Origin of the sequence: Corynebacterium sp. MC3 (assembly GCF_900099485.1) — a bacterium.
GTDB classification, from domain to species: domain Bacteria; phylum Actinomycetota; class Actinomycetes; order Mycobacteriales; family Mycobacteriaceae; genus Corynebacterium; species Corynebacterium pseudogenitalium.
Map to the genome: position 1 here is coordinate 1 of NZ_LT622815.1, position 13,466 is coordinate 13,466.

Consider the following 13,466-nt stretch of genomic DNA (forward strand, 5'->3'; position numbering starts at 1 on the left):
TTTGCGGTATGGGATGAGCTCGCGGCCTATCAGCTTGTTGGTGGGGTAATGGCCTACCAAGGCGTCGACGGGTAGCCGGCCTGAGAGGGTGTACGGCCACATTGGGACTGAGATACGGCCCAGACTCCTACGGGAGGCAGCAGTGGGGAATATTGCACAATGGGCGCAAGCCTGATGCAGCGACGCCGCGTGGGGGATGAAGGCCTTCGGGTTGTAAACTCCTTTCGCTAGGGACGAAGCATTTTTGTGACGGTACCTGGAGAAGAAGCACCGGCTAACTACGTGCCAGCAGCCGCGGTAATACGTAGGGTGCGAGCGTTGTCCGGAATTACTGGGCGTAAAGAGCTCGTAGGTGGTTTGTCGCGTCGTTTGTGTAAGTCCACAGCTTAACTGTGGGACTGCAGGCGATACGGGCATAACTTGAGTGCTGTAGGGGAGACTGGAATTCCTGGTGTAGCGGTGAAATGCGCAGATATCAGGAGGAACACCGATGGCGAAGGCAGGTCTCTGGGCAGTAACTGACGCTGAGGAGCGAAAGCATGGGTAGCGAACAGGATTAGATACCCTGGTAGTCCATGCCGTAAACGGTGGGCGCTAGGTGTGAGTCCCTTCCACGGGATTTGTGCCGTAGCTAACGCATTAAGCGCCCCGCCTGGGGAGTACGGCCGCAAGGCTAAAACTCAAAGGAATTGACGGGGGCCCGCACAAGCGGCGGAGCATGTGGATTAATTCGATGCAACGCGAAGAACCTTACCTGGGCTTGACATGTAGCGGATCGCCGCAGAGATGTGGTTTCCCTTGTGGTCGCTATACAGGTGGTGCATGGTTGTCGTCAGCTCGTGTCGTGAGATGTTGGGTTAAGTCCCGCAACGAGCGCAACCCTTGTCTTATGTTGCCAGCACGTAATGGTGGGGACTCATGAGAGACTGCCGGGGTTAACTCGGAGGAAGGTGGGGATGACGTCAAATCATCATGCCCCTTATGTCCAGGGCTTCACACATGCTACAATGGTCGGTACAGCGCGTTTGCTACCTTGTGAGGGGATGCTAATCGCACAAAGCCGGCCTTAGTTCGGATTGGGGTCTGCAACTCGACCCCATGAAGTCGGAGTCGCTAGTAATCGCAGATCAGCAACGCTGCGGTGAATACGTTCCCGGGCCTTGTACACACCGCCCGTCACGTCATGAAAGTTGGTAACACCCGAAGCCAGTGGCCTGTCATGGGAGCTGTCGAAGGTGGGATCGGCGATTGGGACGAAGTCGTAACAAGGTAGCCGTACCGGAAGGTGCGGCTGGATCACCTCCTTTCTAAGGAGTTTTATTTTGTTGGCCCACAGTTGTGGGCTTGGTTGTTGGTTGAGTCACCGTGGGTGTGGCTGCCAATTGTTGTTTCCGGGTGGAGACACACCAGCTCCAGACTGTCATGCATTCGTGTGGTGGTTGTGGTTGTGGTTGCAGTGTGGCCGGGTTTTTGTAGTCAAAAATGAAGTAATAGTTATTGTGTGTTGGTGCACTGTTGGGTGTCTGAGACAGCAGTTGTGTTGTCTTGAATGATTCCGCGTGTTGATCACTGACTTGTTTGGTTGGTGGTTGGTGTGTGGGGTGTGTTGTGTGAGAACTGTATAGTGGACGCGAGCATCTTTATTCTTGTGGAAGAATTTTTTGATTGTAAGTTTGCCTAACAACAAGTGATTGTCATGCTGTTTGTGTGTGGTGGTTGTTTGTTGTTTGTTTGTTGTGTGTTTTTGTTTTGTTACAAGGGCGTACGGTGGATGCCTTGGCATGCTTAGCCGATGAAGGACGTGTGAGGCTGCGTTATGCCTCGGGGAGTTGCCAACAAAGCGTTGATCCGAGGATGTCCGAATGGGGAAACCTGGCACTTGTTATGGAGTGTTACCTGCAGATGAATGTATAGTCTGTGTGGGGGTTACGCGGGGAAGTGAAACATCTCAGTACCCGTAGGAGAAGAAAACAATTGTGATTCTGCTAGTAGTGGCGAGCGAACGTGGATGAGGCTAAACCATGCGTGTGTGATACCTGGCAGGGGTTGCGCGTGTGGTGTTGTGGGCGATGATTGTGGGTATGCTGCCATGTACCCCTATGATGCGGCGTGTTAGCGGAAGTCACCTGGGATGGTGTGCCGGAGAGGGTGAGAGCCCCTGTACGTGAAGGCGTGTCGTGTTGTGGTGATTGTTTGCCCGAGTAGCAGTGGGCTCGTGGAATCTGCTGTGAATCTGCCGGGACCACCCGGTAAGCCTAAATACTAAGTGTGACCGATAGTGAATAAGTACCGTGAGGGAATGGTGAAAAGTACCCCGGGAGGGGAGTGAAAGAGTTCCTGAAACCGTGCGCTTACAATCCGTCAGAGCACCGCGTGTGTGTGATGGCGTGCCTTTTGAAGAATGAGCCTGCGAGTCAGCGGCATGTCGCGAGGTTAACCCGTGTGGGGTAGTCGTAGCGAAAGCGAATCCTAATTGGGTGTCGTTTAGTGGCATGTCCTGGACCCGAAGCGGGGTGATCTACCCATGGCCAGTGTGAAGCAGCTGTAAGAGGTTGTGGAGGCGCGAACCCACTTAGGTTGAAAACTGAGGGGATGAGTTGTGGGTAGGGGTGAAAGGCCAATCAAACTCCGTGATAGCTGGTTCTCCCCGAAATGCATTTAGGTGCAGCGTTATAGTAGTTTGCCGGAGGTAGAGCTACTGGTTGGTTGAGCGGGACTATCATCTTAGCAACATCAGCCAAACTCCGAATGCCGGTTAAGTGTTCTATAGCAGTGAGACTGTGGGGGATAAGCTTCATAGTCGAGAGGGAAACAGCCCAGATCGCCGGTTAAGGCCCCTAAGGGTGTACTAAGTGGAAAAGGATGTGGGATCGCGAAGACAGCCAGGAGGTTGGCTTAGAAGCAGCCATCCTTGAAAGAGTGCGTAATAGCTCACTGGTCGAGTGGTTCTGCGCCGACAATGTAGTGGGGCTCAAGTACACCGCCGAAGCCGCGGCATAGTTTTTACTATGGGTAGGGGAGCGTCGTGCATGGGGTGAAGCCATACTGTAAGGGGTGGTGGACTGTGTGCGAGTGAGAATGCAGGCATGAGTAACGAGAGATACGTGAGAATCGTATCCGCTGGATGACTAAGGGTTCCTGGGTCAAGTTCGTCTTCCCAGGGTGAGTCGGGTCCTAAGGCGAGGCCGACAGGCGTAGTCGATGGTCAACGGGTTGATATTCCCGTACCCGTATGCATGCGACAAAGAGTGAAGCGGTGATACTAACCACCCTGAACTGGCAACATGCGCATCCTTTTGGGTGTGTGGTTGTTGGTGATGCGTGGGGCCTGATCCGTGGTAGTTCAGTGATGGGGTGACGCAGTCAGGTAGCCGCGCCAAGTGTTGGATATCTTGGTGTAAGCGTGTGGCACGTCGACTTGTGAAATGCGGTCGATATTTTGTGTGAGGCGTGATGCGTAGCCCAATTGTTGGGTGATGGTGGTGATCCTTTGCTGTCGAGAAAAGCCTCTAGCGATGTGTGTGTATGGCCCGTACCCGAAACCGACACAGGTGGTCAGGTAGAGAATACTAAAGCGGTCGGGTGAACTGTGGTTAAGGAATTCGGCAAATTGCCCCCGTAACTTCGGGAGAAGGGGGGCCCTTGCTGGTTGCATGCCTTTTTCGGTGTGTTGCTGGTGGGGGTCGCAGAGAATAGAGGGGAGCGACTGTTTATCAAAAACACAGGTCCGTGCGAAGACGGTTAAGTTGATGTATACGGACTGACGCCTGCCCGGTGCTGGAAGGTTAAGAGGACCTGTTAGGACGCATGTCCGAAGCGGAGAATTTAAGCCCCAGTAAACGGCGGTGGTAACTATAACCATCCTAAGGTAGCGAAATTCCTTGTCGGGTAAGTTCCGACCTGCACGAATGGCGTAACGACTCCCCTGCTGTCTCAACCACAGGCCCGGTGAAATTGCAGTACGAGTAAAGATGCTCGTTTCGCGCGGCAGGACGAAAAGACCCCGGGACCTTCACTATAGCTTGGTATTGGTATTCGGTGCGGTTTGTGTAGGATAGGTGGGAGACTGTGAAGTGGTCACGCTAGTGATTGTGGAGTCGTTGTTGAAATACCACTCTGACCGTAGTGGATGTCTAACCTTGGCCCATGATCTGGGTTGGGGACAGTGCCTGGTGGGTAGTTTAACTGGGGCGGTTGCCTCCCAAAATGTAACGGAGGCGCCCAAAGGTTCCCTCAGCCTGGTTGGCAATCAGGTGGTGAGTGTAAGTGCACAAGGGAGCTTGACTGTGAGACTTACAAGTCGAGCAGGGACGAAAGTCGGGACTAGTGATCCGGCACCTACTTGTGGATGTGGTGTCGCTCAACGGATAAAAGGTACCCCGGGGATAACAGGCTGATCTTCCCCAAGAGTCCATATCGACGGGATGGTTTGGCACCTCGATGTCGGCTCGTCGCATCCTGGGGCTGGAGTAGGTCCCAAGGGTTGGGCTGTTCGCCCATTAAAGCGGCACGCGAGCTGGGTTCAGAACGTCGTGAGACAGTTCGGTCTCTATCCGCCGCGCGCGTTGAAACTTGAAGAAGGCTGTCCCTAGTACGAGAGGACCGGGACGGACGTACCTCTGGTGTGCCAGTTGTTCCGCCAGGAGCAGGGCTGGTTGGCTACGTACGGGAGGGATAACCGCTGAAAGCATCTAAGCGGGAAGCCTGTTTTGAGATGAGGTTTCGTTTGAGGTTCCCTAGAGATGATGGGGTTGATAGGCCGGATCTGGTAGCACTGTGAGGTGTGTAAGGTGACTGGTACTAATTACACCGAGACTAAAACAAAACACATGGTGTGCATTGTTTATGGTCAAGAGTTTTGAGTGTTCTTCCGTGTAAAGAAGTAGTGTTTGCGTCCACTGTGCAGTGTCTGGCATGACATGCCTGTGCTGATATGTGAATATTGTCGTTGTTATCAACAGTATTGTGTTGGCACGATTTTGGTCGTGTCGGTGGTTGATGGCGGCGGGGAAACGCCCGGTCCCTTTCCGAACCCGGTTAGCTAAGCCCGCCCGCGCTGATGGTACTGCACCTGGGAGGGTGTGGGAGAGTAGGTTACCGCCGGCCTATAACTTCATTTTCTTGTGTGTGGTGAGTGTGTGTTGTTGTGGCACATACTCACCACATTTTTTTGTGCACCCCCACACAACAAACAAACGGGGATGTATCTAGAGAGGCTCGCGTCGAGAACCCCGCCGCGTTGAGCCCAGAATTCAGGAGAGGCGGTAGACCTCGTAATCGTTCGGTACACCCGCACCATGGACGTGCTGGAATCCGAGCCTCAATGCTAAACCGATCGATGCCTCATTAGTGGGGTCGATGATAGCGATGACTGGAAGCTGCGGGAAACGTTCCTGTGCATTGGCAATCGCCGCAGATGCAGCCTCCTTTGCGTATCCCTGGCCCTGAGATTCAGGGGCGAATCGGTAATATAGGTTGAGTACCTGTTCACCGGCTTCCTCACTGTGGCGTACTCCAGTAAACCCGATGGTTGTTCCGTCAAGCGTGGACACTACGTAGTAGCCAAGACCCTGTTCATCCCAGTTTTCTTGCCATGTGCTTGCCAACTCCTCTGCCTCTTTGCGGTTTTTCATCGCGAGGTCGGGACGGTGTTGATAGGTGCGGGCGTCGGCGTGGATCCTAAAAATGGCGTCTATATCTTGGTCCGTGGGAGGAGTGAGGATAAGGCGAGGGGTGCGAAGGGGAAAAGCATCGTTCATCTTGGAATCTCCGTTCAAAGTGTTAGGCCTCTCAGGCTACCTGGCCTCAATGGCTGAGGCATGGCGCAAGCAATACGCCCCAGGGGACATAAGCATTCCCTGGGGCGTACGCTGAGGCGAGGATGTCGGCCTAAAGAGCTATGAGCTCATTTCTAGACTTCTTGACTAGATCCTCGTCGCGGATAGCTTGCTTGAGGGCGCGCCACTGATCGTCGGGGATGTAGTCCGTGGCTTGTTTGATAACTTCCTCTGAAGGGGTGCCCCACGCGATTGGCATCGGAGTAATCGTTGCCCAGTGTGCCTTGTCGCGGGATGTGCGCTGGCCTCCCACAGCGACGCACGGAACTGCAGCGCCAACCTTAGGAGTGACGCCGGGGATCCGTTGCACCACAGTTGAGGTGAGCGCCCACTCGGCAGGGGACTGCTGGTCAACGACTGTGTTTACTAACGCGGTGAGGGTAACTGTGGTGCCCTTGTCATCGGTGATGACAGCGGGAGAGAGGGGGTTGGCGTCGTAAATTGCTTGGGTACGTGGAACCGCGCGAGGAATAGCAAGACCGACGATCAGCATGATGGTGCCGAAAAAGATAAGGGAGAGGGATCCGAGTAGGCGCCAGGGGGAGGTCGGGTCGACGAGGAACCAGACTATGACGCCCGCGATGAGGCAGACGACGAACAGAGCGATGCTTGAGGTAACGAGGTTCTTGGTATTTCGAATAAGTTCGTTGTGTTCTTTGGCGTATTCTTCGTCGACGTTGAAGCGGAATGGTTGTTCAGTCATAGGCCACAGTCTATAGGCCGCGTTTGAGGTCTGAGGCATCCATGATGCGATAAGCGTAGCCCTGTTCGGCGAGGAAGCGTTGGCGGTGCATGGCGTACTCGGCGTCCAGGGTGTCTCGTGTGACCACGGTGTAGAACAAGACCTCGCTGCTGTCTGGCTTGGGTCGAAGGAGTCGGCCGAGGCGCTGGGCCTCTTCCTGGCGGGAACCGAAGGTGCCCGACACCTGGATGCCCACCGCTGCTTGGGGTAGATCAATGGAGAAGTTCGCCACCTTCGATACGACGAGGGTGCGGAGCTCGCCCTGGCGGAAGCACTCGAAGGCTTCTTCGCGGGCTTTGGTGCTGGTGCGGCCGTCGATGAGTGGGGCGTCGATCTGCTGCGCGATGTGGCGCAGGTGATCGACGTAAGCTCCGATGATGAGCGTCGGTTCGCCCTCGTGGCGGGCGAGAATGTCCTTGACCGTCGAGAGCTTGGCTGATGCGGTGGCGGCCAGGCGGTAGCGCTCGCGTGCGGAGGCCGTCGCGTAGCTGAGGCGCTCTTCTTCCGTGAGCGTGGTGCGGACCTCGATGCATTCGGCGGTGGCGATGAAGCCTGCCATTTCGAGTTCTTTCCAGGGGGCGTCGTAACGCTTGGGGCCGATGAGGGAGAAGACGTCGTCTTCGCGGCCGTCCTCGCGGATGAGCGTTGCGGTCAGGCCGAGACGGCGGCGGGACTGGAGGTCGGCCGCCATGCGGAAAACGGGGGCGGGGAGGAGGTGGACTTCGTCGTAGATGATGAGGCCCCAGTCGGTGGTGTCGAAAAGCTCGAGGGCGCGGTATTCGCCTTTCGTTTTCCGGGTGACGACCTGGTAGGTCGCGATGGTGACCGGGCGGATCTCCTTCTTTTCGCCGGAGTACTCACCGATTTCTTCCGGGGTGAGCGTGGTGCGGCGCAGCAGCTCATCGCGCCACTGCCGCCCGGCGATAGTGTTGGTTACAAGGATCAGCGTGGTCGTCTCTGCCTGCGCCATCGCGGCGGCGCCAACGATGGTTTTGCCCGCACCGCACGGCAGGACCACCACGCCTGAGCCGCCCTCCCAGAATGCTTGAGCGGCGTACTGCTGGTAGTCGCGAAGCTCCCAACCGTCAAAGTCGAGCGCGATTGGGTGGGATTCGCCGTCGACGTATCCGGCGTGGTCCGCCACCGGCCAGCCCGTCTTGATGAGTTCTTGTTTGATGCGCCCGCGCGCGGACGGGTGTACGCCTACCGTGTGCTCGTCGAAGCGCTGGCCAAGAAACAGGATGATGTTCTTGTTGCGCGTAATCTCATCCAGGATTGGGGGCTCTTCCGTGGCGAGGATGAGCCCGCGTTGTGGATCGTTGAGTAGGCTGACGCGCCCGTAGCGCGCCATCGTCTCCGCAATGTCGATGAGGAGCGACTGGGGGACGGGGAACCGGGAATAGCGCTCGAGGACATCGATTGCGGTCTCGGCGTCGAAGCCGGTGGCGCGGGCATTCCACAGCGCAAGTGGGGTGATGCGGTAGGTATGGACGTGCTCGGGGGCGCGCTCGAGTTCAGCGAATGGGGAAAGCGCTGCGCGAGCTTTCGCCGCGTCCGGGTGCGCGATTTCAAGCAGTACGGTTTTATCGGACTGCACGATCAGTGGGCCGTCCCCAAACGTCATTGTTGGACCTTTCTTTCTACACCAGCGTCACAGTGGTGACGCGCCGCAGTGGTATGCGGATCACGCGCTGCGTGGCCGTGTCCTGCGCATCAATGACGCCGACACTCACCGTCAACGGGATGACCGTTAGGGTGTGCTGCGCGCCCTGCGAGTCCGCGTACTCAACTTTGACGCGGCGACGGGCGCGGGCTGCTGCACGAAGCATATCAGTCGTTGACGTTTCGCTGACCCCGGAAGGTTGGCTCGTATCCGAGTTGAGGGCCGCAACAATCTTATCGACGTCCCCTTCGCTCAGAGAGGCGGTTCGGGGGAGCGAGGACGGTGTTGCTCGCACCAGTGCTGGTTCCTCCGCAAGTGTGATGGAGGCGCCGTGGTCGTCTTCGGCGGTTGGCTGCAGGCCCGCGGCTTGCAACTCGTGGAGCAAGCGTGGCAGCGGAAGCGGGCTGACGGCGACGGTGGGTGCCAAGATCCGCAGATCGGCGTGCTCAGCCGCCACGGCGAGGAGGGCAGGGTCGGCGCAGCGGATGTAGCTCAGCGCGCTGCCGGCGCGGATTGCGCCGTGGGTGCGGGAGAGGTCGTCGATAAGGAAGGTGATGGCCTGCGGAACCTCGCCCATGATGTGCTGTTTCAACCATGTGTGCAGTGAGTCGGCGTCGTGCCCACGGTCGAGGGCGCGCTTCAGGGAGGCGTCGCTGATGCGCCACATGCTGGCAAGGCCCGGCGATTCAAGGTCGGCGATATCTTCGACGACGGCGGCGGTCGCCGCATCGAGCGGCCCCGGGGCGAGCAGTGTCATGTCGCCCTGCGCGATGAGTTGCGAGACCTCCGCGGGGACGAGCTGCTTCGTGGCCTCGACGACGTCGCCGTCGTTGAGAAGTGCTTGCAGGGGTGTCGACGCCGAGCTCCCCACGCCGCCAATCGCGCCGATGAATGCGGCTTCGGCGATGGTGGTTTCGATAAGTTGGGGCGAGAAATTCGCTGCTATGAGCGGTACGTGGAACAGTAATCGGGCCTCTTGGTCGGGGCCTGCGTACTCGACGATGCGCCTCCGGGCATGCCTGACGTCGGGGTTGTGGGTGGGCTCCGAAAGGAGGCGGTGCTCCGGCGTCTTGTCGGTGCGCCAGGGCGAGGCGAGCCAGCCGGCGAGGAGGATAGCCCACTGGTCGGCGAGCGTGGCGTCCAACCAGGAAAGAGCGTCGTGGGTGGCCGCGAGTACGTCGGCCTCGTCGGTGCTTCCACGGCCGAGAAGGCCGGCGGATTCGCCCGTGGTAATGAGGAGCGCAGGATCGAAACCGAGGGCCTGCGTTAACCCCGCATGTGCGCGGACCCCCAGGGAGCCGTCCTTGTTCAGTGCGACCGGGGACTCAAGTAACAGGAGCAGTAGCTGGCGGAGCTTGCGCACCGCGTCGAGGCCCGCGCCAGTAGCGTTGCGGTCGATCGTCGGCTGATCTGGATCGTTGACGGCAGGGGCGTGCTCGGGGAACTCGCGCGGTGGCAGGCCACGGAGGACGTCGCGGACGGGGCGAGGTAGGCGAACCGTTGTGGCGTCGACGCGGATGAGCAGCCCTTTCGCAATGAGTGTTGCAACTGGCGTCGTGGGATCCGCGTCCGCCGCGGCGGCCCTCGTCGTGCCGACGGAACCTGACGCCGCTAGCGTATCCAGCACTGAGCGCTCGCGGGCGCTGAGTCCTTCCAGCAGCCCGTCGAGGTTCGGTGGGGCCTGGTCCCCGAGGCGCCAGCCCGACGGCAGCGCGGAAAGTGCCCCTGGTGCGACCCGTACAGCAGTATCCGGGCCATAGATGAGCGCCATCGCACGGAGACGCTCGACGGCCCCGGGAACACGCGCTGCGGGGACACTGTTGGTGTCGACGGGAGAGAGCTCGGCGCCGACGTCCCCGAGCGCTTCCAGAAGCCGCAACTCGGCAGCGTTGAGACGGCGTAACGCTCGTGCTGCAGACCCAGCCAGCGACAGCCGCGTCCCCAGCGAACCCCAGGATGGCGGGGTGGGGTAAAAGGCGTCTGGCCTGAGATAAATGAGCTCCCGGAGTTGTTCGGGGCGCATCGTGCGGAGCGCTTCCTGGAACGTAGTCATAGCGTTGGCTAGTGTACGTGCGATTTTTGTCCAGGCGTGAAAGAATAGTACGCATGGCTAAAGACGTAGAGAAGATCGGTCGCGCGAACCCGGCGTGGCCCACCAACACCCCTGGTAATGGTTCGCCTGTCACCGAGCTGTCCTCGCAGCTTACCGGTGCATCTAGCCCGTTTGGGGACGAGCTCGTGCTCCCACTCCCGGCGGAAGAAATCGGGTACGTCCACCCAACGACGCGAATCAACCGCTAAGTGTTCAACCTTTTGGCCAGCCCTGAAAGAGTGGGCTGGCCAGTCCCTATGCCCCTTTCATAAAGCAAAACAAACGTGCCCGCCACAAGCTTTCTGTGGCGGGCACGTTCTATTGAGTGCTTAGCGGTTCAGCAGTGCTGCGCCGATAGCGGCGAGATCGCCCGAGCGAACAGCGTTGATCAGTGCAGCGTTCTGGCTGTAGAACGCATCGTAGTTCGCGCGGTTCGCAGCGTAGGACTGCTGGATGTGCGCCGGAATCGCGAAACCATAGTTGCTCAGGGAGCTGCCGAGCTGACGGTACAGGGCGTCAACTGGGTTCTCTGCCTGGCGCTGGGCTGCGTCCGGGGATGCAACGGCAGCGCGTGCAGGAGCAGGTGCCGGTGAGACAGCCTGTGCGTCGCGATTTGTCGCAGCGGAGTTCAGTCCAAGGCGAGCGGAGCATGCTGGCCATGCGCCCCAACCCTGCTGTGCCAGGGTGCGCTCTGCAACGATGATCTGCTGCTCACGGGTTGCCAGGTTCGCGGTTGGAGCGAACTGGCCGCCACCGAATGCCTGCCAGGTGGACGCGGAGAACTGCAGGCCGCCGTGGTAGCCGTTGCCGGTGTTGATTGCCCAGTTGCCGCCGGACTCGCACTGTGCGAGACGGTCCCAGTCAGAGTCAGGCGCTGCCGTGGCCTCTGGGGCCATCAGTCCAGCGAACGCCGCGGTTGCGGCTGCGCCGGCGAGTGCCTTCTTGGTCAGGGAAGTGGTCTGCTTGGAATGGCGTCCCATGAAAATACGATGTCCTCTCTTGTTGTCGCTTGCGAAGTAAGCTGTCGGGTTCGGGCTGAGGTGTCCGGTTGCAGTAGCAACTTCACCCCAAGGAAGCTCCGGGAGGGAGTTTCCGAAGGTTGGGTCCTCCGCTTCTGTTCTTTGTGTAATTGTGCGAGGCGAACAGAACTCAGCGTGCCTCGTTTTCTTGCTGCGGGACAGCCTAACGCTTTATAACGATTTAGTCACGCTCCGGGCACTTTTTGGGGTCGGTGTCGCGGACGCGGGGAGACTGGTAGGGCTGTTTGTCCTGTTCACGAGCCAAATTGGCGCGAGTGTGATTTGTGGCACTTTCTTTCGTGTTGGGGCTCGAACGGGCGATACGACTATGATGGATAGCCACTGCTGAGTCTGCATAGAGAACAGAGAAGGAACGAAGACTAATGCCAATTGGAAAGGTGAAGTGGTTCGACGCCGACAAGGGCTTCGGCTTCGCATCCAACCCTGGAGACGACGACGTATTTATTTCTAAGTCGGTGCTCCCGGATGGTGTGGATGAGCTTGTGCCTGGACAGCGCATCGAGTTCGACTTTGCCGCAGGCCGAAAGGGCCCGCAGGCGCTGCGCGTCGCCATCTTGGAGACGCAGAAGCGTCGCCCCGTGCACCGTAGGAAGCCAGAAGAACTCGGAAGCATGCTTGCCGATGTGATGACGCTCATCGAGTCCGACGTGCAACCGGCGTTGACGGCTGGGCGCTACCCTGAGCGCAAAGAGGCTCGACAGGTTGCGGGCATCCTGCGCGCAGTGGCGAAGGAGCTTGACGCCTAAGCGTTATTCAAACGCGACCGACCATGTGGCGACCACCGGGATTTCTTCCCCGTGGTCGTCATTTTTTACGGCCAGCGTCGAGACTTCAGCAACGAGGAGTTTTGCCCCGCCTTCTTTGACGGCAGGAGCGGTCTCTTCGGTGGTCTCGCCCGCCTGGTGGAGGCGCTCCTCGTTGGCGGAGGGGTCGTCGTAAATGAGGAGGAGGCGCCAGCTGCCCGCAGCGATATCTGGGTCGATGCGGAATGTGAGTTCGTCGGAGCCATCACGTGTGAGTGCCGGTGGCTCACCGCCGTCACATTGCTCATCGAGGGGGCAGAGCGTGTAGGGGGCGATCTCGTGCTCGCCGTCGGATGCAGTGACGTGAATCCGAAGGTCTTCTACGGGAAGACCTGGCTGCGAGCGCTGCCAGTTCATGAACGCGTACACCCCAGCGAGCAGGATAGCGACGGCGAGAACTGTCGCACCGAGTTGGAGTGCAAGGCGAGAGGAAGCACGGCGGGAAGCAGTCATGAGCGAAATTCTACTGGGACGGGACCAGCCGGACGCGGTAGAGGTCAGGCCAACGCTTGCCGGTGAGGTAAAACTCGTCGGTGCCAGGGATATGCGCGATCCCGTTGAGCACATTGTTTATGTCTTCGTCGGCGTTGTTGGGAAGAGACGACGCATCGATTCTGGCCGTGACGTGGCCGGAGGTGGCGTCGATACGCACGATGTCGGTGGTTGTGAAGATGTTTGCGTAGACGTCGTCGCCGACGCACTCCAACTCGTTGAGACCCTCGACGGGTTTGCCTTGGTCGGTGACTTCGAACCGCGCAAGCTCGGCGAGCGTGTCCGGGTCCATGCGGCGCAGCTCGGCGGAACCGTCGGAGAAAATAAGTGCATCATCGGTGGCGCACAGCCCCCACCCTTCGCCGTCGTAGTGGGCGGTATCGACAGTTGCTAGGGACGCTGCATCGCGGCGAAACGCGGTGCCCTCCTGCCACGTCAGCTGCCAAACCGAATCTCCGACGCGGGTCATGCCTTCGCCGAAGAACACGTCTGGCAAGGCAACCTCGCCCAACACGTCGCCTTCTGCCGTGAGCCGATACATACCGGACGCTCCGTATTGGCCGGTACTGACGAGGAGCGTGCCGTCCTCATCGACTTCGAGGCCCTGGGTGAACAGGGCAGGGTCGTAGTCGTAGCGTTGTACGATTTCGGGTTTCAGCTGCTCCACCTCGGTGGCAGCTTCATCGCAACCACTCACAGTGAGCAGCACCAAAGGACACATCAGGATGGACCAAAACCGTCGGGAGTGAACACGCATACGTCCATCATGCAGCATTTCCCCAGAAATGGGCCATAAT

At 58.8% G+C, this 13,466-nt stretch carries 9 protein-coding genes, 3 rRNA genes and 1 riboswitch; of the genes, 5 read left to right on the forward strand and 7 right to left on the reverse strand.

All coding sequences use genetic code 11. The features are described 5' to 3' along the window. The 3 genes from BQ4436_RS06800 to rrf all read left to right on the forward strand — a co-directional run. Positions 1–1,307 (forward strand): 16S ribosomal RNA (locus tag BQ4436_RS06800); the annotation flags it as partial. A gap of 437 nt (positions 1,308–1,744) precedes the next feature. Then, positions 1,745–4,826, forward strand: a 23S ribosomal RNA gene (locus BQ4436_RS06805). 161 nt (positions 4,827–4,987) lie between these two features. Then, positions 4,988–5,106 (forward strand): 5S ribosomal RNA (gene rrf / locus BQ4436_RS06810). 146 nt (positions 5,107–5,252) lie between these two features. On the opposite strand, the gene BQ4436_RS06815 is transcribed toward rrf, so the two are convergent. The 4 genes from BQ4436_RS06815 to BQ4436_RS06830 all read right to left on the reverse strand — a co-directional run bounded on the left by BQ4436_RS06815 (position 5,253) and on the right by BQ4436_RS06830 (position 10,295). Further along, a complete protein-coding gene (locus BQ4436_RS06815) occupies positions 5,253–5,759 on the reverse strand; it encodes a GNAT family N-acetyltransferase (protein ID WP_070362870.1) in 507 nt (168 codons plus the stop codon). Positions 5,760–5,889: 130 nt separating this feature from the next. After that, entirely contained in the window at positions 5,890–6,540 is a 651-nt protein-coding gene (locus BQ4436_RS06820) for a DUF3239 domain-containing protein (protein ID WP_070976074.1), read from the reverse strand. A gap of 10 nt (positions 6,541–6,550) precedes the next feature. Next, positions 6,551–8,203 carry a DNA repair helicase XPB gene (locus BQ4436_RS06825; protein WP_070976076.1) on the reverse strand — a complete coding sequence of 551 codons (1,653 nt, stop codon included), beginning with the start codon at positions 8,201–8,203 and terminating at the stop codon, positions 6,551–6,553. 16 nt (positions 8,204–8,219) lie between these two features. After that, the gene (locus tag BQ4436_RS06830) at positions 8,220–10,295 is read right to left on the reverse strand and encodes a helicase-associated domain-containing protein (protein ID WP_070976077.1); all 2,076 of its coding nucleotides are present in this window, start codon (positions 10,293–10,295) and stop codon (positions 8,220–8,222) included. 53 nt (positions 10,296–10,348) lie between these two features. Between BQ4436_RS06830 and BQ4436_RS06835 the strand changes: the two genes are divergently transcribed. Continuing rightward, the gene (locus tag BQ4436_RS06835) at positions 10,349–10,543 is read left to right on the forward strand and encodes a hypothetical protein (RefSeq protein WP_070362866.1); all 195 of its coding nucleotides are present in this window, start codon (positions 10,349–10,351) and stop codon (positions 10,541–10,543) included. Positions 10,544–10,663: 120 nt separating this feature from the next. On the opposite strand, the gene BQ4436_RS06840 is transcribed toward BQ4436_RS06835, so the two are convergent. Then, a complete protein-coding gene (locus BQ4436_RS06840) occupies positions 10,664–11,314 on the reverse strand; it encodes a resuscitation-promoting factor Rpf1 domain-containing protein (RefSeq protein ID WP_070362865.1) in 651 nt (216 codons plus the stop codon). 9 nt (positions 11,315–11,323) lie between these two features. Next, positions 11,324–11,499: riboswitch (cyclic di-AMP (ydaO/yuaA leader) on the reverse strand. 237 nt (positions 11,500–11,736) lie between these two features. Here BQ4436_RS06840 and BQ4436_RS06845 point away from each other — a divergent pair. Further along, on the forward strand, positions 11,737–12,120 hold the full coding sequence (locus tag BQ4436_RS06845; RefSeq protein ID WP_070976079.1) for a cold-shock protein: 384 nt from the start codon (positions 11,737–11,739) through the stop codon (positions 12,118–12,120). A 3-nt stretch (positions 12,121–12,123) separates the two neighbouring features. On the opposite strand, the gene BQ4436_RS06850 is transcribed toward BQ4436_RS06845, so the two are convergent. Both BQ4436_RS06850 and BQ4436_RS06855 read right to left on the reverse strand, forming a co-directional pair. Continuing rightward, positions 12,124–12,630 (reverse strand): DUF2771 domain-containing protein, encoded by a 507-nt coding sequence (locus tag BQ4436_RS06850; RefSeq protein WP_070362862.1) that lies wholly within the window; start codon positions 12,628–12,630, stop codon positions 12,124–12,126. Positions 12,631–12,640: 10 nt separating this feature from the next. Next, on the reverse strand, positions 12,641–13,426 hold the full coding sequence (locus BQ4436_RS06855) for a glutaminyl-peptide cyclotransferase (RefSeq protein ID WP_070976442.1): 786 nt from the start codon (positions 13,424–13,426) through the stop codon (positions 12,641–12,643). Between the last annotated feature and the right edge of the window lie 40 nt (positions 13,427–13,466).

Bases quoted from the DNA above. Each gene is read 5' to 3' on its own strand.
- BQ4436_RS06815 (WP_070362870.1), bottom strand. From the start codon at position 5,759: ATGAACGATGCTTTTCCCCTTCGCACCCCTCGCCTTATCCTCACTCCT.
- BQ4436_RS06820 (WP_070976074.1), bottom strand. From the start codon at position 6,540: ATGACTGAACAACCATTCCGCTTCAACGTCGACGAAGAATACGCCAAA.
- BQ4436_RS06825 (WP_070976076.1), bottom strand. From the start codon at position 8,203: ATGACGTTTGGGGACGGCCCACTGATCGTGCAGTCCGATAAAACCGTA.
- BQ4436_RS06830 (WP_070976077.1), bottom strand. From the start codon at position 10,295: ATGACTACGTTCCAGGAAGCGCTCCGCACGATGCGCCCCGAACAACTC.
- BQ4436_RS06835 (WP_070362866.1), top strand. From the start codon at position 10,349: ATGGCTAAAGACGTAGAGAAGATCGGTCGCGCGAACCCGGCGTGGCCC.
- BQ4436_RS06840 (WP_070362865.1), bottom strand. From the start codon at position 11,314: ATGGGACGCCATTCCAAGCAGACCACTTCCCTGACCAAGAAGGCACTC.
- BQ4436_RS06845 (WP_070976079.1), top strand. From the start codon at position 11,737: ATGCCAATTGGAAAGGTGAAGTGGTTCGACGCCGACAAGGGCTTCGGC.
- BQ4436_RS06850 (WP_070362862.1), bottom strand. From the start codon at position 12,630: ATGACTGCTTCCCGCCGTGCTTCCTCTCGCCTTGCACTCCAACTCGGT.
- BQ4436_RS06855 (WP_070976442.1), bottom strand. From the start codon at position 13,426: ATGCGTGTTCACTCCCGACGGTTTTGGTCCATCCTGATGTGTCCTTTG.